A 24069-nucleotide genomic window follows, 5' to 3' on the forward strand; every position below is an offset into this window, starting at 1 on the left:
TGCCCGCAAGTCGTGGACACGTTGTTAAGCTGCTTAGGGGTTAAGCAGCGGCTTTCTTATTACCATTTTGATCAGCGAGCTGGGCTTCGAAATCGACGGGGCTTACCATCCCGATGGCTGAGTGGCGACGGCGCCGGTTGTAGACAATCTCAATCCAGCGGGCCACCGCCTTCCCGGCTTCGTCACGGGTTCGCCATTTCCTCCGGTCATAGAATTCGGTCTTCAATGTCGACCAGAACGACTCGGCCATCGCATTGTCAAAGCAGACACCAGTACGGCCGACCGATTGAGCAATACCTAGTTCTTGACAGACCTGCCACAACTTTTCGCTCGTAAACTGAGTGCCGCGATCCGCATGGAAAACCAGCCCCTCAGGCACATCACCACGCAGGGTGTAAGCCATGCGTAATGCGCGTTCAACCAGGTGAGTATCCTGCACGCTATCCATAGACCAGCCTAGGACTCGGCGGGAGTGTCCATCGCGGATAACGCATAGGTACAGCCATCCTTCTCCGGTGCGTAGATAGGTAATATCTGACATCCACACCCGGTTGAGCTGCCCTTGATCAAATAATCTTTTCACCAGGTCTACAAGCGTGGACTTCCGCCTGGATTGAATCGTCGTTACGGGAACAAACACCCTGGGCGAGATGCCCTCAATACCCATCATCCGCATGCGTTTGGCCACGGTTTTGCGATTCACATAGACCCCATCCTCAGCGAGTTCTGCAGTAATCCGTGGGGCACCGTAGACTTCGTCAGAATCCTCCCAGATGTCATGAATACGCTTGTCCAACTGGTCGAGGAATCTCTGACGGCTATCATCGCCGCGCAGTCGGCTGGCTTGAACCTGCACCCATTTATAGTACCCAGAGCGAGAAACCTCTAATAACCTGCTCATTCGTTTTATGCTGTAGTTCGCCTTCTCCTGCTGCATTAGCTCAAATTTTTCCGATCGCGTTGCGACGCCACGAAGAAGGCGGTGGCTTGTGACAAGAACTCATTATCCATCTTGGCCTCAGCTAGCTCACGACGTAAACGTGCATTTTCGGCTCGTATATCGGCATCACTGCGGCCATCTACCGAGCCTTGGCGTTCCCGCTCGAGTTTGACCCATCTGCCCACAAGGCCTTCGGCTACACCGACCTCTTTGAGCTGCATGAGCGATTGGGCGTCCCGATTCGATGACCAGCCTGGCAGCTTCCTGCCGGTATTCCGGGGTGTATTTTTTCCTTGACGAACTCACAATGAACATCCTCTCCTACGGACACAAGGTCCGTACTAATAGGGTGTCCACTAAACGAGGGTAACCTTAGCGCTATGACAAAGATTCGGAATCGCGCGCAAAGCATCGCGTGCGCCCTTGCTGCAGGCAAGGGGGCTTCCCGTGTCTAACGGAAATAGCAGTTTCTCTAAGAAATTTTCCTCCGGGGCTATGATTACTCTCTTGCTAGTGGTTATGGCTCCGCAATTGGGGTTAAGCGTAATCACCCCGTCGTTCGCTCGTATGGCCTCGGACTTGAACGTCAATGTGGCACAGCTCCAATGGACAACGACGATATACATGGCCGGATATGCGCTCAGTATGTTTGTGGGCGGGTTTTTGGCCGAAAAATACGACGCGGTCAAGCTTCAAGCTTTCGGATTAATTGTGTTCAGTATTGGTTCGATACTCTGTGCGTTCTCCCAGTCCATCTTCCCGCTGTCTGCAGGGCGATTCCTTCAAGCCCTGGGAGGGACATCGGCGACTGTTCTTTGCCGTCTAATTATTCGTAGACGTATTGATCCAGCGTTCAGAATTGCACCTTTAGCTAACCTGACTATGGTCATTTCGCTCACTCCTGCTCTAGCTCCCCTTCTAGGGGGAGTGGCCTCCCTCTTTTTTCCTTGGCGAGCCATTTTTGTGGTGCTAGCCGTCCTGGGGATTACCCTGTCCTTGTTGTGCCTCGGGTTTTTGGGTTCGGCGAAAGCCGACGAGCCCTCTTTACCTTCCTTGGCTTCGACCCTATCGTCCATCGGAGCTTCGCTCTCAAACCTTTCGTATTTATGGTATTCGGCAGCGCTCGCCCTGGTGTGGATGAGCTATTTTGGCTTTTTGGCTCTATCTCCAGGTTTCTTCGAAACCAACTATGGGATTACGGGAATCTCCTATGGAGTGTTGATGCTATGGCCTGCAGTAGGGTATTGGTTTGGAAGTTATTTGATAAAGCACACCGCCAACCCGACCAAATTTGCACATACGTCGATCATGGTTTCCGGTCTGGTCGCCTTGGCGGTTCTCTTGGTGGGCTTGGTCGCTCCGCTACTTCCTGCGTGGGTCGTGATTGCAATCTTGTGTACCCAATTCATTGGGGTGGGGGCGACTATCCCGTATAGCCAAAATGGGCAACTCGCTTTACCGCTTCCTTTGCCGGGAGTCTCCACGGGGCTGTTTTTCTTCATTCAGATGATGTCAGGTGCTGTGTATGCGGCGGTAGCCAATTCTTTCGAGGCTACTTCCTTCCGCTCCGTGTTGGCTTTTGTGGCTGCCCCGCAGCTGGTTCTCTGCCTGGCGTTTGTAGCCATTTCACTTATCGGAGGGGGCGGAAAATTTAGAGTTCCCACGAGAAAGTAAAGCACTATTCAAAAAACGCCGCATGATCGATTGGTGGCTATATCTCAAAACAGAACTACCTGACGACCCACTAGAGATCGCCAGGCAGTGCAACTGGGGTCAAGACCAACTCGCCAAAGTCAATGCCTTGATCCTCAAAGAAAACCACACCAACCAGCTACCTGGTCAGCCAGCCCTCTACGACCAGGGTATCGATGTTGAATACACACATTCAATCGGTATCCGGAAAGGCCAGATCTAGGGAATTGGCGACACGCCGTAAAAACACACTTTTGTCGTTTAACCCCGTCGTTGAGGCCCGGGCTGTGGTGTGGAAAAGAGAAATCTCGAGGCACCGCTCTGGGAACGATGTCTCGAGATTTAATATTGGCGGAGGATGTGGGATTTGAACCCACGAGGGTCGTGAAACCCGCACGCGTTCCAGGCGTGTGACATAGGCCGCTAGTCGAATCCTCCAGCGAGAACTAAGTCTAACAGTAGATCGCTAGAACGCAAAACCGGGAAGAATTCAGGCAACTTCAGCGCCTTCACCTGCGATTTTTCTCTGACTTGTAAGTTTTCCTCGCCTTGCGAGCTCTCCCTGCCTTGCGGTTTCGCAGCTGCCACCACAACACCAGCAACCAGGCGGCAAACCAACCGGCATGCCACCCCCACGGCACCGGTTCCGGTCCAGCACCCGTTTCCGTGATCACACCGTCGGCATAGACCACCCCAATGCCCAAGCTGCGCAGGCGCTCGTGATCGCCAGCCTCCCACGCCTGTTGCGCCAGAATATAGCGTCGTGATGGCTTGTCGACGAGCGCGCCGTCGACCTCCAGCTGACCGGAATAGACCACCGGCAAGGCCTTCGTGTACGGGTTGATGCTTACCCAACCTGGCGCAGAAACCACCGTCGGGGCATCCGGCAAAAATACCGTGCGGCCGTCGGCACGCTGCAATAAATCCTGATCCAACCCGCCGGTGACCTCCCGCGGGGCCAGCACCGAGACCTCAGCAGGAGCATCGACGACCTGCAGCACAGCACACAAGAGAGCCAGATATGCCCACAACCGCGGCACACCAGCGGCGGCGCAGCAATACGCGGGAATCGCCAACATCACCAGCTTCTGCGAATCCCGCAACACGCCCGGATCAACCGCAGACAACAGCTCCGGGGCCAGCCAGCCCACCAACGCGCCCCCGAGACCCAGCACCGCCATTGCCAGCACCGCACGCGGCACCGTGCGACGGCCCAGCCACAGCACGGCAAACAACACCACTCCGAAAATCGCAAACCCTGCCGACCTCGACGCTGGAACCGCCTGCCCATTCCATATTCCCCCCAAGCCCAGCAGCGAACCTAGCGTGCTGACGTAGGTTTCTGCCCGCGGGCCAAAGGCAAAATAACTACTCGTGGCCGCATGCGGGATATCCTGCAACGACGGCACCAGCCACGGCAGGCTCGCCAAACCCGCAACTACCAGGGTGAGCACGCGCGAACGCCAGTCACGCACGACGAACAACGCAGTGAGCGTGGCAAACAGTGCGCCGGTGGGTGTGAGCGAGGACAGCAGCACCGCCACCAACACCCAGACCAGACGGGTGCGCAGAGCCACGATGACCGGCAGCAGCCAGGCTGCCAGCACCAACGACCACTGGCCTTGCAATAAGCGCTCGACGACGAACGGGTTGGCCACCGCGATGGTCATTGCCGTCAGCTGCGCGGGCAGTGAGGCAGAGCGCTCGTGCGCCAGGAGCGCCCCGGCATACGCAGCGGCTGCCGCGCCACCGATCAGCAAGACCCGAACTATCCACGACGCCGGAAACAACACCCCGAGGATTGCCAGCACGCCATCTTGTGGGGCATTGCGCGCGGGCAGATCCCCAAAACCAAAGGCCGACGGCGACAGGGCTGGTGAATCCAGCACGAGCATATCCCGCCAGGCTAGTTCGCCAGCTGCGAAAAATGGCCAGGTGAGAGCGCCAACCAGCAGGCTGGCCCACAAACCGAGGATCAGCAGGCGTGCGTTCATGTGCTAGCTGGCGCTGGGGTTGCTGGCGTTGGGATTGGTGCCGGGGCGGCTGGTGTCAGATTGGTCGGTGTTGGCGTGGTCAGTGCCGGAGTGGTTAGCGTGGGCGCGCTTCTGGCTGTGCCGGTGTCGCCAGATCATCCACACCGCAGCTGCCAGTAGGACGATGCCGAGGGCAGTGGCCAGAAAACCAATGGCCTCCCAACGTTCCACCACGCGCACTGTCTTGCTGGCCAGGTCTTGTGCTTCCTCGCGGGAGGCGGAATCATATTTCGCGTGCGTGGACAACACGGTACGCTCCGGGGCTGGCTGCGCCGGGGCGCCATCGGCAGCGAGAAAAACCTCGTAGTGTTCATCGCGGTTGACGATCTGCCCAGTGATCGGTTCCACCCACACCAAGCGGTCCACAGAATAATAGGGGCGCATGGTCACGGTATCCGCGGCGGATAGATCGCCGGTGACGCGGTCGTCGGTAAGCTCGTCGGCGGTATAAAAATCTGTGGCGGGGCCGGTGATCTCCATGGCGTCGAAAAGCTGCGCGGCTGGCTCGTCGAGGATTTTCGGTGACAGTGCAGAGACCGGGGTGGGCGGGCTGAGCAAATCCTGCGGCTGCGAATACGCGCGCAGCAAGGAATTGTGCAGCGGGTGGGCCGTAATGGTGTGGCGGTATTCGTAAAACTCCGCGGTGGCAGCACCATCTTCAGCACCTTCTTCACCCTGGCCCTGCTCGATGGTGTCGGCGAAGTCAATGGGCAGTGGTTCTTGGGTGAAAAGATCAAAGAAATTATAGGAACGCTTCTGCGTATCCGGTTCGAAGGCATAGTAGATGCCTGGGCGGGCAAACAGGCCCGTGTCGACGACGGGGGTGTCTGTGTTGTCGGGTCTACCGTCATCATAAAACCGCACGCGAGAGGTAGGGTCTGGGATGCCGATGGCGGATTCGCGGTTGATGGTCACGTCGTTATCAGCGTGACCCAGGGGGCGCGCGTTGGTGGCATCGTCGCTTGTGGATGAGCCTGCGCCATCGTCGGCAAGTAGCGTGTGGCGTGCTGTAATTTCGGAACGGCGTGCTGGATCGTCCGCATCCTGCGCGGTGCGCAGCAGCGTGATTTCACTGTCGACGTGCGTGGTAGTGGTGTTGATATAACACGAAAAAGTTGGCGTCGTTTCCGGGCAATCATCGGGGCGGGGAAGTGGCTTGCCAGCCCCGGCGCTGCTGGTTGCCGCAGCGAATTCCGCCGTGTCTAGCAGCTGGGTTTTCGCGTCTTCTGTGCGCGTGTGCACCGTGGTGCCTTCTGGCCAAGAATCGTGGAAGGTCATCACCAGCGGCGGAGCGGCGGCGCCAACCACCAGCGAGAAAGCAGCAGCGGCCACCGTTAACGTGACACGACGGAACATAGTGCTAGCAGTATACCTGCGACGTTAACTTCTTAAGCGCTGAGGCCCAAACTAAGCGGAAGTCCAGAGGTCTTTATCTAAAATTTGTTGAGAACAACAAAATAGCGCCGGTAACTTATGTTTATTTCCTTAAATAAGAATCGACGTTAATCTATGATGTGATTTAATTACCGTCAAGATGCTGTTGCGGATAGGGTTTATTTACTGGGGCGAAGGTAAGGGGCAAGCATGTTCGCTGTTACTTCAGAGTTTTGGCAGCAATCGTTACAAAATCGTGGCAGGGATGCAGTAGTTGTAGCTTCTGGCATAGAGGAAGTTGAAGGGCGACTGTTAAAAAAGCTACTTTCCGGAATTTATTCACCTCGTATGGATATTCACGGTGTGACACTGATTGGGGAGAGCCAAAAAGAAGAATGGAGAATACATGCTAATCCGACGTACGCCTTCTTTAGAAAGATCACGAGACAACCCCCTGGAGAAGTAAATTTTTGGGAATTAGACCAAGAATTTGATGCTAACCCAGAGGTTTTGCCGAATTATTGGCTGCGGCCAGAGAGTCACTTGATTTTCAAGAGGCTTCCCATTTGGGGTAAACCCAGGGATTTTTGCAAGCCGAGCAAATTTATATCGAACTCCGAAGACCTTTTGGTGAGCTTTGTGGACGATAATAATAATCTCGTTGGACAAGCTTTATTTATCAGTGTGGTTCCTAGGTGTTTCTTGCTTGCTGCTATGGAGTTCAATTTTCCTAGCGAGGGCTATTTGTGTAGTTATCTGCATTATGCTGCGGCAATCGATTCTTCGTGGGAGTTTACTGCGAGCGAAATTGCATTTACGGAGTTCGGCGCTAATCAGCATAATTTAGCGAGGGTGTGGAAAGTGCAACGCTTTGCGATTCCAGAACATGACCGTCCATACGGGCCATTTGGAGAATTTTATGCCAAATAAAAAATTGAGCATTCCGATTAATTCAGAATTAATTAGTTCAACAGATGTTCTCACTATGCATAAAACTAGACCCATTGAGTCCGAAATATCTTGTGATCCTTCCTATGAGGTGATTAACGGTGACTACTGGGATCGCCTGCAGAATTATGTGGGTGCCACTGCCAAACGAGTAAGTTTTATGGAGTCGGGCTTATTCGGAATGATTTTAGCTGGGGCTGTTTTTCCTGCATACTCGGTGCATGGCATAGTAAGCACAAAGCAACCCCATACACAACGTGCAGACGACGACAAACCCTTAGCCGTGGAAGAAAAACGCCACATATTAACCATCAACAGTTTTAGCCTCCGTTACATCATGGAACATAGACTATGGCGCCTATTGGTGAAAACACCTGAAGAAGAAAAATACGAGGATCCTATTTGGAAGCCACTATCGGGGACAGGCTATTTAGGTACTTGTGTGGCACCCGAAAAATGTCAGATTTGGTCGATGGATCCGGACAGTGATGGAAGACAGCTTGAGATTTTGGTAGATCGTTTTGTAAGGATCAAACTTACCGAAACAAGAAATTCTATTTACAATGAACAGGTTATCGTGGATGAGCAGATTGTGCTGGACATCAAACTTGGATGCATCATTTATGAATTAAAAAAGATGTCCACTGGGGTAACAAACTGTAACTACATTAATTTTGTGGAAACTGAGTACCAGGGAAGTAAAGAATTCACGAGTTATACCGAGCACGGCGTCACCCAATGCGGAGCTCCACTCGTGTTCGATCAATACTGCTAGCCTGAGCGCATGGTCGCCACCAGTGTCTCCGCATCAGTTCCGCAGCGCATTGACTGCCTAGAAGGTATTCGTGCGCTTGCAGCCGTCGGGGTGTTGATCACTCACGTGCATTTTCAGACTGCTTCTGGGCCAGTGGTGCTGGAACGTTTTGATTATTTCGTGGCTGTGTTTTTTGCGCTCTCCGCATTTTTGCTGTGGCGTAGGCCGATCGGCCCTGGTTTTTTACGCAAGCGTGCCGCGCGCGTATTACCCGCTTACCTCGTCTGCGTCGCGGTGGTGGCGTTGGCGTTGCCAGCGGCTAGCACCATGAGCTGGCAACAACTACTCGCTAACCTGACCGCCACTCAGATCTATATTCCCGATGGGCTGGCACCAGGCCTGACACATTTGTGGTCGTTATGCGTGGAATTCGCTTTTTATTTCACCCTGCCACTGACCGCTTGGGTGCTTCTGCGCTGGCAAGCCCGCACGCGAGTACTCCTGCTGTGCGCGGTGGGGATCGCGAGTTTGGGCTGGGCTTTTTTGCCGTTTGTGGCCGGTTTCGACGGTAGCGATGGCGCTAGTTGGTCGGCGAGTGTGAACCGGCAGATTTGGCCACCGGCCTATACGCTGTGGTTCGTCGTCGGCATGCTGGCTGCCGAGGCGGAATCAGCGGGCGTCGCCAAGCGCCCAGGTGTGGTACGACGCATCCTGGGCATGAAACCGCTGTTTTGGGTACTAGCCACTGCTTGTTTATTCCTGGCCAGTTGGGAAGCTATCAGCCCGCGTGGCCTTACCCATCCGAGCCCCCTGGAATTCGCCATCCGCATCAGTCTGGGTACTGTCTTCGCGGCGTGCATCGTGGTGCCTTATGCGCTGCGGCCTACCCAGTCTGGCCTGCTGCTGAGCCAGCCGGTGCAAGCTGTGGGGCGCTGGTCTTATTCGCTGTTCCTGTGGCATGTGGCGGTGCTGTCCATCGCCTTCCCGCTGGCAGGAATCGAGATGTTCAGCGGCGGTTTTGTCATCATTCTGGCACTTACCCTGGGGCTTTCTGTAGCGGTCGCGGCTATCAGCTACACCTTGGTAGAAGAGCCAGCCCGGCTTTGGCTCAGGCAGGCCACCGCACCGGCAGCCAAACACGCCGCGAGCAAACTATCACCGGCATAATGCGCATCCGGCCACGGTGCGCGCGCCAACCACAACCCGCAAATCCCTAGCAACGCTGGCGCTAAAACCACCGGTCGGATCGTCGTCCAGCGCGTGATCGCCCACGCCGCAGCTGCTGAGACCGCTCCTGCTGGGCCCACCACCGCACCCGAGACCGCAACGGCGGCCACTGGGAATACCCAGGCAGGCAGTGTGAGTTCTGTGGCTAGCAAGCGTCGTGCGTGCCGACGTCGTGCTGCTGTGAATTGGGTGTTGGCCGTCGGACGCGCGAGTGGGAACAACAGCAGCGCGGCTAAGGTCACCAACGATACCCCCGCACCCACAAATAAGGACGTGCGGTACGCAGCCTCACCGGCAAAACTCATGCGAAACTCGCCGGATGCGCCTGCGGGCAGCACAAACGCCTGGGTAGCGGCATCAATGCTGGTAGGTTGCAACTCGGTGACGGTGCCGGAGGCGTCGACAAGCTCGCCGCGTAAACCTTCATTGAACGCGCGTCCGGTGACGAGCAGGCGGCCCTCGCCTACAGCATCTTCAGCGTCTACAGCACCCGGCACCGTGCGGCCATCGACAGGCTCATAACGCGCGGTCGGGGCAAAGCCAGGCTCGCGCAGGCTGACCCACGCGGCCGTAGTAGATATGGTGTGCGTGCCGGATAGTTCCACCGTCTCACCTGCAGAATATTCGGTGCCGTCGATGGTGACCGGCTGCTCATCGTCGGTACGGATCTCCAGCTGCATTGTGCGCGGAACCTCGAAACTGCGCTGCACAACACCCGTATCCACCGTCAGGCGCTGGAAGACGAACTGCCGAGCATTCGCGGTAGCTGGGACGTGCACCAGGCGCGACAACTCATGGCCGTCCAGGTGGATATCGGAGACCCCGGTGCGGGTTTCCGGATTGAGCTGGACTTCTATGCGGCTGGCACGGAGATCATCCGGGAAAGCAACGCGGGTATCTTCGCCGGCTGCAGTTTCCACGGTGATGGTGTGGATCGGCTCGTCGCTGGGAGCTGCGTTAGCATTTACAGCGTCATCAGCACCCACATCAGCGTCCGCATCAGCAAAAGCCAGTACTCGCAGGCGTGCATCCTCCGTGGTGGTCAGATGTAATTCCGGCGCGTGGACTGTGTCGTCGGTGCTGCGGAGCTGCAACGTTCCCGGATCACCCGGGGCTGGCCACCAGGCTTGGTCTGTGCCATCGACCGCCGCGTTGATCGAGCGCGCCGGATCCGCACCCCCAAAAGCGGTGGCATCTGCGGCTGAAGACGAGGCCTGCAGTTGCACATCACCGCGGGTACGCACCGGCAGCGGCGTGGCGACGCTCGGGTAATCCACACTCGGGTGCTTCGTGGTGGCCTCATCCGGGCTGGCCAGCGGGCCAGAGACTGCCCCCTGCAGGGTGCCGAAATTACGATCGACCAGCAGCGGGGTATCGGTGACGATTTCGGCACTGGGTTCAGCACCGGGTTCAACACTGGGGTCTTCGGCACCAGACCCTTCCGTCGCCGACCCCGCACCCGCATGGTCCACCAATCGGCGCGGAGCCGGGCCATCGATAGCATCCAATACCGCCAGTGCCTCGCCGCCACCGGCCACCGTGACCGGATCATGCGCGATGTGCATATCCCGCTGCGCATCTATAACAAACACCGAGACCTCCCCGAAGTCATGGCGCTGCGCCCAGCGGTCCAAGGCGTCGGCAAGCTCGTCGGCACGCTCCTGCTGGGCAGAAGAATCCAGGTCATGGCGCACCAGCACCGCACCGATGCCCAAACGCAACAACGGATCCACCGAGCGATCCAGCGTGGCCAGCACCCCATCCAGCCCACGAATCGCCTCCGGTGGCAGCAGCGGCACCGCATCACGCACCGCCCACGGCACATCCAACCACGGCTGGGCGGGCTCATCGCGGGTCCACCCCCATTCCTGCCTGGCGAACGAGGTTTCTGGAACCAGCAGGGTACGCGTGTCGACGTTGTCGTTGAGAAAATCCGCGGCCTGCTGCCAGTAATCCGGCACCTCGCGGTATGCGCCCGTCGGCAGTAACCGGCCCGACCACACCGGAGCCACCGACAGCAGTGCGATCACCGCCACGCCCAGTCCTGCGGCCGCGCGCCGGGTCAACGGATGTTTAAGGCGCGGCACCTTCAGCACAGTGCCCAGGTGCGCTACGCCGAGCAGCAGCGGGATGCGCACCAGCGGGTCGAATTTGTGCAGGTTACGCAGCGGAGCCAGGACGTCGTCCAGCAACTGCCCATAGGGTGCGGCCAGGATCGTGATACCGACCAGCAGCATCAAAAGCCACAGCCCGTGGTAGCGCAGGCGGGTGCCCTGTGCGCCTTGGGCACACGAGCTGCCCTGTGCGCCTTGAGCACTCAGCGCCAAGCCCGCCAGCCCACATGCCGCAACCGCCACGGTGGCCAGCACAAACACTGGCTGCGAGACCAGCAAGTACCCGGCCTCGCGCTCAGTATCGGCAAATGGCGTCCAGTGGGTGGTGCCGCGCAGAATTTCCAGCAGGTTCAGCCAGCGTGTGGTCACATAGGAAGATTCGATGAAATCCGTAAACGGTGGGGAATACTTGCCCAACACCAGCAGCGGGCCGATCCACCAGGCACTCACAGCGACCGCGGCCGGGAGCAGCAGCCAGCCTTGCCTGCGCCACAGAATTACCAAGCCAGCCGGGATGCAGGCAGCCAGCGTTGCGGTGGCGTTGACCGCCCCCATCAGCGCGATGGGGATGGTGGCCGCAGCGATATCCTGGCCCGTGATTTTGTCCGTGCGCAGCAACGGCACCAACACCCAGGGGGCGAGCATCACCGGCCAGGCCTCGGAAGAAATCGCGGTCAGCGTGGTGAGTGTGCGCGGGGGCAGGGCGAAAAGCAGCGCAGCGATGATGTGAAAAGCGCGGATGCTTGCCGACGCCGTGGTGGCGCGGTCAGAACCAGGAACAACGCACTGGCAGAGCCGATAAAAACCAGAAAAACCCACGCCTGCGACAATGGTCCACCACAGCCGCTGTGCCACCCAGGCGGGAAGTAACCAGTCCGGGATGGCGTCGGCAAGCAAGAAAAACAGACCCTGCGGGAACAGGTAGCCATAGGCCTGGTTTTGCAGCTGCCCCAGCGGGAAGACATCCGTCCAGGCGTGGGTGGCCGCGGCGAGGAAACCGGCGGGATCGGCCGTGAGATCGTGTTTAGTATCCGCGGCGATAAGCCCGACAGGTTGGGCAAACATCGCGGCGGCCAGCACCAGCCACACTATGGCGTGGATGCTAAGTGGGTGAGTGGCGTGGGCGCGAATGCGCAGGCGGGCGCGCACGGCAGGCCTACTCACGTGAGCCGTATTCGGCACCACCTAACAGGGCATCATCCGGCGGGGTGGTACCAGAGATGGTGTCTTGGCCGGAAAACTGCGCGATGCCCAAAATCGCGACGACGCCCAGCGCGACGCCGACGACAGCGCTGCCCAGAGCCGGGCCCAGGCTGCGGCGGTTCAGCGACTGCCGGTTCAGCGACTGCCGGTTGAGCGAGCGAGAAGAATCAGCGGCCATAAATAATCGTCCTTAATCCTGGGGATGAATCATCCCTTAATTTAGTCGTCCCTGGTGAAGTATTCTGGATCGTCTTCTTCATTTTCCGGTGGCACGACCAGCACCGGAACCCCGGCGTTTTTCACGATCGTCTCCGCCGTCGACTGCGACCACAGCGCACGAAAGCCGGTCAGCGCGCGGGTGCCGGTGATAATCACGTCGACGTCGAGTTCTTGGGCCGCATCCACGATCGCCGAGGCGATGGTCGTGGCCGATTCCACCAGATGCGCCTTGCCATACATGCCGAGCTTTTCAGCTGCAGCGATGCCCTGGCGGCAGACTTGCACGGCTTCGGCGTAGGCGGGATCGTCTTCCAGATTATCGGAGGTCATCGTCGCCTGGTGCATGCCGGTGCGCGAGGCAGCGCGGGCTTGCTGGCGGGCGATCGGCTCCCAAGCAGTCAAGATTTGCACGGTGCCGGGCTTGAGCAACTTGGCAGCGTATTCGAGCGCACGGTCGGCGTTTTCGGAGCCGTCGTAGGCAATGAGCATGGTCTGTTCGCGGGAATCGGAACTCATAGCTTTCTATCCTAATAGCGTTGCGCGCGGATGTGGGGAGGCGTCGGCAAGAGTATGGGGCAAGAGTATGTGGAAGGCGTCGGCAAGGGTACTGCGCACATCCTAACTAGTAAGCAGGTGGGTGAGCGGTTAATCTGTAAAGCGTGAATTCGGCGAAATCGAGAAGTTTCAAAGGTGTGGCGATTGTGCTCGGCGTCTTCGTCGGGCTTTTCGTCATTGCTGGCGTTGCCTACGCCATTGATGTCTCCACGAATCAGGGCAAAATCCCGCGCGCGACGTCCGTGGGTGGCGTCGATATTTCCTCCATGGAGCGCGAGGATGCTCTGGCCAAGCTTGACGACGAACTCCGTGAGGCCGAAAACGAACCCGTGCGCGTTGCTGCTGGCGAGAAAACCACGGAATTTGTGCCTGCACACGCGGGTCTGCGCTTGGATCTGGAAGGCACCATTGCCGCGATTCCTGATGAGTCGATGAACCCGTTTGTGCGTCTTGCCAGCTTCTTCCGTGCGACGAAGGAAGTCGACGTGCAAACCGCCGAAGATCAGGCGGCGCTAAACCCAGAATTGGACCGCATGCTCGGTGAACTCTACCGCGAGCCGGAAGATGGTGCGGTGTTCTTGGAAGCCGGCAACGTCGAACCGCATGATGCCGTGCCGGGCCAGGAAGTTGACCGCGCACACCTGCAAGAAGAGGTGACCACCGCGTGGCTGGACCCTGAGGGCATCACGGTGGACACCAACGAAATCGAGCCGGTGATCAACCAGGATCAGGTCGATGCGATTGCCGAAGGCCCAGCCGCGAAGGCGGTATCCGGCCCGCTGAAGGTGCACGGCCGGGAGAATATTACGGCGACGATTGAACCTGCCCGCGTCGGCGAGTTCGTGCACTTTGAGGCGCATGAAGGCCAGCTGGAACCACGCGTCGATGCAGCCAAGGCGCAAGAGATTCTGGGCGACGGCTTAGCCGAGTCCGAGCGTCCGATGAAAAACGCTCGCCTGGCAATGTCCGGTGGGCAGTTGCAGGTCACCCCGCATGTTGACGGTGAGGTGATCAACTGGGAGCCAACCATGGCTGGTTTTGCCGATCGCGTGCTTGGCGATGACCGCGAATGGGATGCCATCTACCAGGATCAACCGGCGACATTTACTACTGCAGATGCGCAATCTTCTACCTTCGATCAGGTGGTCGGTGAGTTCACCACCAGTGGTTATTCCCCAGCCTCGGGTACGAATATTTCGGTGATTTCCAACGCGCTGAATGGCACCATCGTCTCGCCGGGTGAGACCTTTTCCGTGAACCAGGCCACCGGTTCGCGCACCGCCGCGCAGGGCTATGTGGAATCCGGCGTGATCTATGAAGGTCGCGCGGACACTGCCGTCGGCGGCGGTATTTCGCAGTACGCCACCACGCTGTATAACGCGGCCTATTTTGCGGCCATGGAAGATGTTGCCCACACCCCGCACAGTTATTACATTTCTCGGTACCCGGCGGGGCGTGAGGCCACGCTGTACGACGGCGTGATCGACCTGAAGTTCCGCAACAATTCCAACCACCCGGTGCGCATTGAATCGAGCGTCGGCGGTGGTTCCGTGACCGTGCGCCTGATGGGTGTGAAGGAATACGAGGTGGAATCCATCAGTGGCGGCCGCTGGGCGCACACCAATCCACCGAAGCAGACCGTGAGTGGTTCCAACTGCATCCCAACGTCCGGCATCCCCGGCTTTACGACGTCTGATACCCGCGTGATCCGCACCCTGGGCGGCGCTGAGGTGTCGCGGAATACCCAGACCACCGTTTATGATCCACAGCCAATCGTGACCTGCGGCTAGACCCCATGCGTGAGCCAGCACCTGCCGGGCGTCGGCAAGCGCTGGAAAGATAGGATACTTGCTATGTTGCTGTCTGACCGAGACATCCGTGCTGCCATTGATTCCGAGCGGCTGGGGATCACCCCCTGTGATCCTGGGCTGATCCAGCCGTCGTCTGTTGACGTGCGCTTGGATAAGTTTTTCCGGGTGTTTAATAACTCGCGCTATACCCACATTGACCCGAAGCTGGAGATGGAAGATCTGACCACGCTGCGGGAAGTCGGCGAGGACGAAGGTTTCGTGCTGCACCCTGGCGAATTCGTGCTGGGTGCGACGCTGGAGCAGTTCCGCCTGCCCGCCGACCTGGCTGGCCGGTTGGAAGGGAAATCTTCGCTGGGCCGTTTGGGTTTGTTGACGCACTCCACCGCCGGGTTTATTGATCCTGGTTTCTGCGGGCATATCACCCTGGAATTGTCCAATGTGGCAAATTTGCCGATCACGCTGTGGCCTGGCATGAAGGTGGGCCAGTTGGCGTTGTTCGCGATGACCTCACCTGCGGAATCGCCATATGGCGCGGGGGCTTTGGGCTCGAAATACCAGGGGCAGCGCGGGCCGACGCCGTCGAAGTCATATTTGAATTTCCGCTAAGTGCGTTCAGACCGCCTGAGGGTTGTTGCGTGCGCTTAACTGTTTTTGGCCTGGGCTATTTGGGGCTTACGCATGCCGCGTGCATGGCGGAGGCTGGTCATGAGGTGCTGGGCATTGATATTACGCCCGCGCGTGTGGCGCAGCTGCAGGCCGGGCAGGTGCCGTTTTTTGAGCCCGAGCTCGCGGAGCTGGTTGCCCGTGGCCTGGATTCGGGGCGGCTGCGCTTTAGCTGCGATTACCAGCAGGCCGCGGATTTTGCGCAGCTGCATTTTATTGCTGTGGGCACGCCGGAATCTGCTGCGAGCCCGGCGGCCGATACTAGCGCGGTGGAGGCCGTCGTCGACAAGCTGGCGCCGCTGTTGCGGGGTGAACACGTGGTGGTGGGCAAATCTACGGTGCCGGTGGGCACGGCCGCGCGGCTGCAGGAACGGGCCTGCAGTAATAGCCCAGCCACCGTCGATGTCGTGTGGAATCCCGAGTTTTTGCGCGAAGGCCATGCGGTGGCCGATACGTTGCAGCCGGACCGGATCGTGGTGGGCACGGGGACAGCTGCCAGCGTTGCCGTGGAGACGCTGCGTGAGGTCTACCGGCTGCCGCTGGAGCGTGGAACGCCGTTTTTGGTGATGCCGTGGGCGAGCGCTGAGTTGGTGAAATCCGCGGCGAATGCGTTTTTGGCCACCAAGATTAGCTTTATTAACGCCATTGCGGAAGTCTGTGAGGCTGCCGGGGCAGATGTCACCGCCGTCGCGGAAGCGCTTGGTTATGACGAGCGTATCGGGCCCCAATTTTTGCGCGCTGGCTTGGGATTTGGCGGTGGTTGTTTGCCAAAGGACGTGCGGGCGTTCCGGGCGCGTGCCGACGAGCTCGGTGCCGGCGATGCGTTGGCGTTTCTGGGGCAGGTGGAGCTGATCAATACCCGTCGGCGCCACCGTGTGGTGGAACTTGCCTGCACGTTATTGGCGCAGAAGGGCCTGTCGGTGTCTGGTGCTGTGATCACTGTGCTGGGGGCGGCGTTTAAACCGAATTCTGATGACGTGCGCGATTCCCCAGCCCTGGCGGTTGCTGGGGAGCTGGCGCTGCGTGGTGCGCGGGTGCGGGTGTGTGACCCGCAGGCGCTAGTTAATGCGCGCGCGGTGTATCCCGGGTTGGAGTATCCGGACTCGCTTGCCGACGGCGTGGCTGGGGCTGATCTGGTGATTCTGGCGACCGAGTGGCGGGAGTATCGGGAGCTGGACCCGGTGTGGGCGGCGGGGATGGTGGCCACACCGGTGCTGATTGATGCTCGCAATGCGCTGGACCTCGTGCGCTGGCGCGGTGCCGGGTGGAAGGTGCATGCACTTGGTCGGGGAGGCTGACGTGGTTGCGCTTGGCCGCGTTTTTACCCCCGAAATGGGGTGGTTTCCGGCGCGATTTTCGGTGGCGCTCGGCGTCGGCAAGAGGCTAAAAATGGCGCCGAGTGAGCTACTAAACCATGCGAGGATGCTAATTTAGGGCCCCCTATTCTGGGGTTGACTAGCGGATTTTGGGTTTCCTTTGTTAGGTATTCCTGCAGGTAACAGGGTTGTGTGCCCTAAGGTGGATTAGTAGAACCTATCGGTTTACCCAACATTCATAGGGTTAGCATTTCGCGGCGTTGTTGGTATTCTGGGAACCACAACAAAGCACACGGAATCGGATAGACGGTTTCGGAATTGATTTTCTTAGAAAGGTGTGATCGTTCCATGAACGAGAAGCTGTTTAACTTGATGAACAAGCAGGTCACCAATGAGCACGGTGCTGCTTTGATTTACACCCAGCTGGCATACGAGCTCGACGAGCTGTCCCTGCCTGGTATGCGTGACTGGATGTTTAAGCAGGCTGACGAAGAGCGCGAGCACGCACAGAAGTTCGCTGATCACCTGCTGGATCGCGACGAGAAGCCACAGATCGGCGAGATCAGCGTTGATGATCTGAAGATCGAGAAGCCAGTGGATGCCTTCAAGGCCGCCCTGGAGCACGAGAAGAAGGTTTCCGGCCAGATCCGCGACATCGTTCGCTTGGCTGACGAGATCGACGACGTTGACTCCCGCACCCTGCTGAACTGGTTCTTGGACGAGCAGATCGAGGAAGAAGCATCTGTTTCCGAGATCATCGACCAGCTCGAGCTGGTAGGCGACAACGGATCCGGCATCCTGCGCATCGACTCCCAGCTGAGTGAGCGCTAAGTCGGGTGAGCTCTAAAGCTTACAAGAGCTAGTAAAGACTGGCTCTGAGAGCTCTGCTTGAAGACCTCAGGATTTTCCTGAGGTCTTTCTTTTATTTCAATTTACGGTAGCCTATGCAATCATGAACGTGCTACCGGGTGAGGAAGCAGAACTGCGTCGACAACTGGAGCAGGCCGTTGCAGCAGATTCTGCTGGTTCTGCCGATTCTGTACGTGGGATAAGTTCGGCCGGTCCGACGAGCGCGGCGACGGGGGCGACCCAACTCGACACAGTCTGGAACGATGTGGCAGCCGGCGGTTTTCCCCGCTGCAGCCAAGATGGTTCGTCTTATATATTTGCGGTCCGCCATAGCGAGTTACAGGCTGCGACCAGCCAACGGCTTCCTCCCGCGGCCCAGCTCCGGGAGACCGGCCTGCACCTGCACATTAACCGGCTCACGGATAAATTAAAATACGACCTGGGAGCTATGACGCACATTCCAGGTACGGATATCTGGACTCATTCGGTGGCAGTATCATCCGAGTACCAGGGCAGTTATGGTTTTCAACTTACTGAAGGCCACCGCACCGCCACGATGTGCGACCCGCACGCGATCCGCACCTTGTGGTGTGAGGATGGCTTTGGGCTTTCGGAGATTTCGCAGCCACTGCCCGTCGGCAAGCAGGAGATGCGTGTAATCCCTGGTCAACTGGATGACGTGCGGTTTCTGCTGTATTTGCCAGCTGCAGACATGCACGGCGCTGCTGACACGGGCGATGAGCGGGCGCAAAAAGTTGGTCTACTCACGCTTTTCGACGGCGAAAATTGGCAGAAAGCCAACTTGGCCGCCCATATTGCCGCGGTGAATGAAAACTCGAAACGGCAGTTAGCGGTGCTGGCGATTGTGAATGATTCCAATGCGCAACGCGTGCATCGCCTGGGGCTGGATGAAGAATTTTTGGCATTCGTGTGCACACAGCTGACTGCATACGTCGCGACGCTGGCTGCAGAAAATGGCGTGGAATTGCGCCCAGAACACCGCATCCTAGCTGGGCAATCGCTGGGTGGCTTGGCAGCATTGCGTATCGCACAGTTGTATCCCGATGCCTATGACGCGGTGGTGGTCCAATCGCCGTCGCTATGGTGGCGGCCCGATCGCAAGGCGGTACCGACGGATAATAATCTGCAGAATTACAGCTGGATTACTGAGGAGTTTTTATCGCAGCCGGTCATGCCGCGAATCCAGATTGATGTAGGTGTGCGCGAAGACGTCGGTGTCGCCAAAGCGTTTTTGTTAGCGCGCAAACTGGAAAGCTGCAGCTGGCCGCATGCTCTTACGGTGTACGAGGGCGGCCATGATTTTGTGTCCTGGCGTGCGCAGCTTCTTAAGCATGTGCGCACGTTAACTGTCTAGCGTGGCCCCGCCGTCGACGCGCAGGTCATGCATGGTGATGTGGCTGGCGGCAGGTGAGGCTAAGAAATAGCAGGCTTGGGCGATCTCGTCGTCGGTGGCGATTTTTTGCAGTGGTACGCCGAGACGGAATTGCTCCGGGTTGCCTGCGAGAATCGCAGAAATATTCTGGTCTGCGCTTGTGCCGTCGTGCCACATGCTGCGCAACATCCCAGTATCGGTGGAGCCGGGCGAGACGATATTGCAGCGAATATGGTGCGGAGCTAGTTGCAGCGCGAGCGATTTCGCATATGAGGTTGCAGCGGCTTTGGAAGCCGCGTAACTGGCCATGGCCAACCGTGGGGTCGTGGCCGCATTGGAACTGATGATCACCAGACTCGCTTGCCGACGAAAACTTTCCGGTTGTTGCAGCATGTGCGTAGCGATTCGGCTGGCAGTATTGGCCACTCCGAGCACGTTGGTTTCTAGGTGCCTTCTGAAAATTTCGGGTTCCGATAACGGCGTATCGGGTTGTAGTATCCCGGCGCAATGGATGAGTGTGTGGATTGGCCCGTGTGTGCTGATTGCGGTTGCTAACGCGTCGTCGAGAGAATTGGCGTCGGTGATGTCTACCTCTGGCAAATCCCAGCTACTCACCGCGTAATTGTGGGAGTGGAAAAGTTTGGCGCAGGCGCGCCCGATTCCGCCTTTGGCGCCGGTAATGACTGCATGCATGTTTTTAGTTTTGATTAAAGTCGACGGCACAGCAACGTAATTTTGGTCATAGTTTTGGCTAGCCTGACCTGAACTTTATGTCCGCAATCGACTGTGTGCTTTTTGACTCGCAGCGTGGTTTGTGCCGTGTGCTACCCCCGGAAATTAGCCCCTTGTCAAAAAATGTTCAGGCACCCTGAATAGTTTGCATTTTGTGTTCTGATGTGGGTTGAGCTGCGGCAATATCTCAATCATTAGTTGGATATGCAACTTAATCTTTGTAACTATGGTTGAGGTGAGGCTGGTTTTATGAATTTAAGGTGCGGCAAGCCTTTGTTGAATCCCGCTCATGGTTTAACCTGATCTCGACTTGGAGACTGCCAGAAGATTTTCACAAACTTCAGGCTATTGCCAGTTCTTACAGATTCTCCTACAGGAAACCTTGCTGTGCGAGGGGGCCTGTTGACAGAAAGGTTTTGCGTGAATAATCACACCCCGAAAAAATGGGCCACGCAGCGTGCTCTCGCTGGTTTGATGGCAGCCAGCGTCACTTTCGGCGGCCTGGCCGTTGTACAGACCACCCCGGCATTCGCACAGGATGCACAAACGTGCTCGAGCTTCACCGCGCGACCAACCAGCGGTCAAGGCGCCCTCACGGTAGAACAGAAAAACTACAAGCCTGGTGATGTTGTTACCGTGAAAGGCACTGGCTTCGCTCCACGTGGGGAAGATGGCTACCTTACTTTCAAACTCAATGCGAATAGCCTCTGGTGGGCTGAGAATCAATCGGCAGGTGCTGGTCTTGAACGAAATCCAGGACCAACTGATTTGCGACTTCCAGCACCATTGGTGGATGGTTCCTTTGAAACTCAATTGGTTTTGCCGACCACGGATATCCAAGGAAAGCCGCTGAAGTCTGGCAAATACGAAATTCGGGTTTTAGGTGCTGCTCCATTACAAGCGAGCATTGCCACGGAAATCCATGTGCTGGCCGAAGGTGACCAGCCAGGCACCTGTGGCACCCTCGCAGAACCAGCAGCTGCTGCTCAGGATCCACAACCAGAGCCAGGTGCTGTAACCCCTCCAGCTAACCAGGACCCTGCCCCTGCTGTACCACCAGCACAAACTGACAACGCTGCCAAGGTTGTTGACGTACAGGCCACCACTTTCGGTGCTGATGGACGCGGCACTAAGGCCGGTCAGGTAAATGTGAAATTTAAGCTGGAAGGCTTCCCAGCAGGCCAGGACGTCGTCGCCAAGCTTGGCGACGCCCCAGTGAAGTTCGCTGCAGGTCGCGAGACCAAGGATTCTCTGCAGATCAGCGAGCACGGCACCGTCGAAGGTACCGCGATTCTGCAGCCTGGTCAGGCACTGGAAGGTGAGCACACGATTGGTTTCCGCTCCGGTACCGAGAACCCAGTCCGAGCCGTAGCCACCGTGCAGGTTCAGTCTGCTGGCAACGTGACCAACGATGCTGCGCAGGGAGCGAAAGTCACGTTCACCGGTGTGAACCTGAAGCCAGGCTCAAAGATCACCGCCGTCGGCACCGCAGACAAGAACTGGTTGGCAGAAGGCCAAAGCGCTGTTGCCGACGACAAGGGCGTTGCCGAAATCAAGGACGTGCAGATCCCTACCGATGCACCGTTCCGCGCACCGGTGCAGTTCAGCTACGAAGTTGACGGCGAAACCAAAACCCGTGAACTGACTCAACGGATTTCGGCCTCGCAAGCCACGTATAACGAGCAAAGCTACGAGATCACAACCTCGAAGACCGCTCCTGGCCTGTACCAGAGCGCGGTCAACAACAAGGGCGAAGTCTTTGTCGCCCGCAGCGATGGCCGCCCACCGCAAGAAAGCGGCTCCATCTACAAGCTGGATGCCACCACCCTGGAAGTCAAAGCAGAAAAGAAGCTGGATAACGGCACTCCTGCTGCCTACGGCATCGGCCTGGACAATGCGAACGGTCTGGTCTGGATTACCAATACTCGCAGCGACCAAGTAGCTGTCTACCGCCAGGACAACCTGGAACTAGTACACCAATTTGAGAAGAAGAGCACGACCCACCCTCGCGATGTTGTCGTTGACGAAAGCACTGGGCTCGCTTATGTCTCGGTTGTTGACCGTAAGGCAGATGCCGGCCGCATTGATGTCTTCAGCGCCAAAGACAAGAAGTTGGTTCGCTCGATTGACGTTCCTGGTATGCCATCGGTGATGTCGATGGACCTGGATCAAACCACCGGCAACCTGTACACCGTTTCGCTGCAGAACCCGAAGGCAGCCCGCATCAACGTGCGCAATAACGACGAAATCCAGGTTTTTGACCTGGGTGACAAGGTCGATCGTGCATCCGGTGTGGCCTATGTTCCAGGTAAAGACCACCTCTACGTGGCTTCGCAGGGATCCGGCAATGTCGTGGTCATCAATGCCAAAGATGGTGCCTTCATCAAGGAAGTACCAACCGGTGCTGGCGCGTTGAACGCTGCCTACAACGCGAAAGACAACCGCGTATACGTCACCAACCGGGCGGCTGCGACCGTCACTGTCATCGATGCGAATACGCACGAGGTAGTGGCTAACTTGTCAGCGGGTGCCAACGCAAACCACGTCACCGTTGGCCCGGATGGATCCGTCTATGCCGTGAATAAGCGCTCTCGTGCTGAAGGCGTCGACAACGATCAGATCCACCGTTACAAGTTCACGGGCACCCCGAGCGCTCCAGCTGCAGGTGCAGGCAACGCAGAACAGCCAGGCAACGTGACCCCTCCGGCAAACGATGCTCCTGCGGGAGAAAATGCTCCTGCAGACAACCCAGGGGCAGCTGGAGCTCCAGCAGATCCGAAGGGTCCAGAGAATACCGCAAAGCCAACCCCTAAGCCGAAGCCATCTGGGTCTTCTCAGTTCAAGCTGCCGAAGTCCAACTCTTTCGGCGACGTCATCAAATTCGCACTCGGCGTATTCAGCTTCGGTGCGCTGGCATTCGGCGTCGGCCAGCTGGTCAAGCACCTGGTACACATCGGAATCATCCCAAGCCACCTGGTTCCGCCACACCTGCGCTAAAAACTAGGCGGTCTGCTCACCGCGGACTACCCGACTGACGGAATGAACGCCGGTCACTGCGACAAACACTGTCATGAGCACAGCAATTGTTACAGGGCAGGCGCTCATTCCGCGGTGCGTTCTCCATCTACTACCGCTCGGGCTTGTCGGCATCGTCGTCGATAACGCCTCATCCCAATTCCCACCCCGATTATTTTTCACATGCGAAAGGCTATTGCGTTGCCATGAAAATACGCTCACATGCAATGAGTGCGCTGGTTGTGCTCGTACTCTCCTCATTGGGGCTTAGCGCCTGTTCGTCTGCATCGGGGAATTCTTCGGCTGCGGCTGTCGACGGGGAAAGTCGAGTGGTAGTAGATGTAGAAGGCACCGAAGTTGTCGTCCCGGAGCATCCGGAACGCGTCGTCGCATTATCCGAACCGACGTTGGATGGCCTGTTGGCTTTGGGCGTGCGACCCGCGGGCACCGTGACTGGACGTGGCCAGGGCACGGTAGCGAACTACCTGCAGGAACAAGCCGGTGATCTCGAACTACTGGGCGCGGTTGCCCAACCAAATTTTGAAGCTATTGGCGCCGCTAACCCAGATTTAATTTTGGTTGATGCCACCTCCATCAACAACAACCCACCGATCATCGCAGCTTTGCGTGAGATCGCACCAGTGGTCTTTACCGGCTACGCAGGCGGGGACTGGCGAGAAAACTTCGCATTGACCGCCGAAGCGATGAACATGGAAGAACAAGGCCAACACGTACTCGATGCTTACGACGAGAAGGCTGCGCAACTCAAAGATGCCCTGCACGAGTACCGAGACTCCACGTTCTCCGTGGTCCGGTGGCAAGGAAATTCCCCGGCGTTGATTTTGAAAGACCTGCCTGCCGGGCGTGCGCTGGACGATCTTGACCTAGCACGTCCGAGCAATCAGGATCGCGAAGGCCGCGGCCACTCCGAGCCGGTTTCGCTGGAAAACCTGAGTGACATCGACGCGGATTATATTTTCTTCGGCACCCTGGGCGGTTCTTCGGTGGATAACCCAGAAGCCGGTGGAGCCGCAGACGTCGACGATGCCATCAAGAGCATCCAGGAAGCGCAAAAAGTCCCTGGGTTCACGGATTTGAAAGCCTTCCAAGCCAACCGCATCATCCCGGTCGATGGTTCGGCCTGGACGTCCACCGGTGGTCCGCTGCTCATGCACAAAATTTTGGATGACATCAACGCCGCTTTGGTTTAGCCCCCAGTAAAGCTCGTGCC

At 57.8% G+C, this 24069-nt stretch carries 17 protein-coding genes, 1 tRNA gene and 2 pseudogenes; 12 read left to right on the forward strand and 8 right to left on the reverse strand.

What is annotated here, in order from left to right:
* Positions 1 to 40 precede the first annotated feature (40 nt).
* Positions 41 to 1255, reverse strand: a pseudogene (locus B142_RS0106210) (IS3 family transposase).
* A gap of 132 nt (positions 1256 to 1387) precedes the next feature.
* Here B142_RS0106210 and B142_RS0106220 point away from each other — a divergent pair.
* Positions 1388 to 2614, forward strand: a complete 1227-nt coding sequence (locus B142_RS0106220; RefSeq protein WP_147578760.1) for an MFS transporter — start codon at positions 1388 to 1390, stop codon at positions 2612 to 2614.
* Between the two features lie 13 nt (positions 2615 to 2627).
* A pseudogene (locus B142_RS0106225) lies at positions 2628 to 2855 on the forward strand (IS1249 family transposase); the annotation flags it as partial.
* A gap of 126 nt (positions 2856 to 2981) precedes the next feature.
* Here B142_RS0106225 and B142_RS0106230 read toward each other — a convergent pair.
* The 3 genes from B142_RS0106230 to B142_RS0106240 form a co-directional block, all read right to left on the reverse strand.
* Positions 2982 to 3070: transfer RNA gene (locus B142_RS0106230), tRNA-Ser, on the reverse strand.
* Between the two features lie 71 nt (positions 3071 to 3141).
* Positions 3142 to 4626: an MmpA family trehalose lipid delivery protein gene (locus B142_RS0106235; RefSeq protein WP_018120686.1), complete on the reverse strand. Its 1485-nt coding sequence runs from the start codon at positions 4624 to 4626 to the stop codon at positions 3142 to 3144.
* Positions 4627 to 4629: 3 nt separating this feature from the next.
* The gene (locus B142_RS0106240; RefSeq protein WP_018120687.1) at positions 4630 to 6021 is read right to left on the reverse strand and encodes a porin PorA family protein; all 1392 of its coding nucleotides are present in this window, start codon (positions 6019 to 6021) and stop codon (positions 4630 to 4632) included.
* A 228-nt stretch (positions 6022 to 6249) separates the two neighbouring features.
* Here B142_RS0106240 and B142_RS0106245 point away from each other — a divergent pair, with 228 nt between their 5' ends.
* From B142_RS0106245 to B142_RS0106255, 3 genes are read left to right on the forward strand one after another with little or no spacing between them, the layout of a single operon-like run.
* On the forward strand, positions 6250 to 6969 hold the full coding sequence (locus tag B142_RS0106245; RefSeq protein ID WP_018120688.1) for a hypothetical protein: 720 nt from the start codon (positions 6250 to 6252) through the stop codon (positions 6967 to 6969).
* Positions 6959 to 7762, forward strand: coding sequence for a hypothetical protein (locus tag B142_RS0106250; protein ID WP_018120689.1), 804 nt, complete (start codon positions 6959 to 6961; stop codon positions 7760 to 7762). Before B142_RS0106245 ends, B142_RS0106250 begins: the two co-directional genes overlap by 11 nt.
* A gap of 9 nt (positions 7763 to 7771) precedes the next feature.
* On the forward strand, positions 7772 to 8908 hold the full coding sequence (locus B142_RS0106255) for an acyltransferase family protein (protein WP_018120690.1): 1137 nt from the start codon (positions 7772 to 7774) through the stop codon (positions 8906 to 8908).
* Here the strand turns inward: B142_RS0106255 and B142_RS0106260 are convergent.
* Genes B142_RS0106260 through B142_RS0106270 form a run of 3 tightly spaced genes read right to left on the reverse strand, consistent with a single transcriptional unit; the run spans position 8815 to position 13020 of the window.
* Positions 8815 to 12246, reverse strand: a complete 3432-nt coding sequence (locus B142_RS0106260; RefSeq protein WP_236658151.1) for an alpha-(1->3)-arabinofuranosyltransferase domain-containing protein — start codon at positions 12244 to 12246, stop codon at positions 8815 to 8817. The genes B142_RS0106255 and B142_RS0106260 overlap by 94 nt on opposite strands.
* Positions 12239 to 12463, reverse strand: a complete 225-nt coding sequence (locus B142_RS0106265) for a DUF2613 domain-containing protein (protein WP_018120692.1) — start codon at positions 12461 to 12463, stop codon at positions 12239 to 12241. Before B142_RS0106265 ends, B142_RS0106260 begins: the two co-directional genes overlap by 8 nt.
* A 41-nt stretch (positions 12464 to 12504) precedes the next feature.
* Positions 12505 to 13020, reverse strand: a complete 516-nt coding sequence (locus B142_RS0106270) for a universal stress protein (protein WP_018120693.1) — start codon at positions 13018 to 13020, stop codon at positions 12505 to 12507.
* Between the two features lie 143 nt (positions 13021 to 13163).
* Here B142_RS0106270 and B142_RS0106275 point away from each other — a divergent pair, with 143 nt between their 5' ends.
* The 5 genes from B142_RS0106275 to B142_RS0106300 all read left to right on the forward strand — a co-directional run bounded on the left by B142_RS0106275 (position 13164) and on the right by B142_RS0106300 (position 19073).
* On the forward strand, positions 13164 to 14849 hold the full coding sequence (locus B142_RS0106275) for a VanW family protein (RefSeq protein WP_039733933.1): 1686 nt from the start codon (positions 13164 to 13166) through the stop codon (positions 14847 to 14849).
* 63 nt (positions 14850 to 14912) lie between these two features.
* Entirely contained in the window at positions 14913 to 15476 is a 564-nt protein-coding gene (gene dcd, locus B142_RS0106280) for a dCTP deaminase (RefSeq protein ID WP_018120695.1), read from the forward strand.
* Positions 15477 to 15505: 29 nt separating this feature from the next.
* A complete protein-coding gene (locus B142_RS0106285; protein WP_026167897.1) occupies positions 15506 to 16831 on the forward strand; it encodes a UDP-glucose dehydrogenase family protein in 1326 nt (441 codons plus the stop codon).
* A 366-nt stretch (positions 16832 to 17197) separates the two neighbouring features.
* The gene (locus tag B142_RS0106295) at positions 17198 to 17680 is read left to right on the forward strand and encodes a ferritin (protein ID WP_018120698.1); all 483 of its coding nucleotides are present in this window, start codon (positions 17198 to 17200) and stop codon (positions 17678 to 17680) included.
* Between the two features lie 121 nt (positions 17681 to 17801).
* Positions 17802 to 19073, forward strand: a complete 1272-nt coding sequence (locus B142_RS0106300) for an alpha/beta hydrolase-fold protein (RefSeq protein ID WP_018120699.1) — start codon at positions 17802 to 17804, stop codon at positions 19071 to 19073.
* On the opposite strand, the gene B142_RS0106305 is transcribed toward B142_RS0106300, so the two are convergent.
* Positions 19062 to 19784 (reverse strand): SDR family oxidoreductase, encoded by a 723-nt coding sequence (locus B142_RS0106305; protein ID WP_039733947.1) that lies wholly within the window; start codon positions 19782 to 19784, stop codon positions 19062 to 19064. The two genes, B142_RS0106300 and B142_RS0106305, sit on opposite strands and share 12 nt — an antisense overlap.
* Before the next feature lie 459 nt (positions 19785 to 20243).
* On the opposite strand from B142_RS0106305, the gene B142_RS12925 reads away from it, so the two are divergent.
* Positions 20244 to 22820: a YncE family protein gene (locus B142_RS12925; RefSeq protein ID WP_018120701.1), complete on the forward strand. Its 2577-nt coding sequence runs from the start codon at positions 20244 to 20246 to the stop codon at positions 22818 to 22820.
* 245 nt (positions 22821 to 23065) lie between these two features.
* Positions 23066 to 24049: an ABC transporter substrate-binding protein gene (locus B142_RS0106315; protein WP_236658152.1), complete on the forward strand. Its 984-nt coding sequence runs from the start codon at positions 23066 to 23068 to the stop codon at positions 24047 to 24049.
* Positions 24050 to 24069: the final 20 nt, after the last annotated feature.

It is taken from the genome of Corynebacterium propinquum DSM 44285 (assembly GCF_000375525.1).
Lineage (GTDB): Bacteria > Actinomycetota > Actinomycetes > Mycobacteriales > Mycobacteriaceae > Corynebacterium > Corynebacterium propinquum.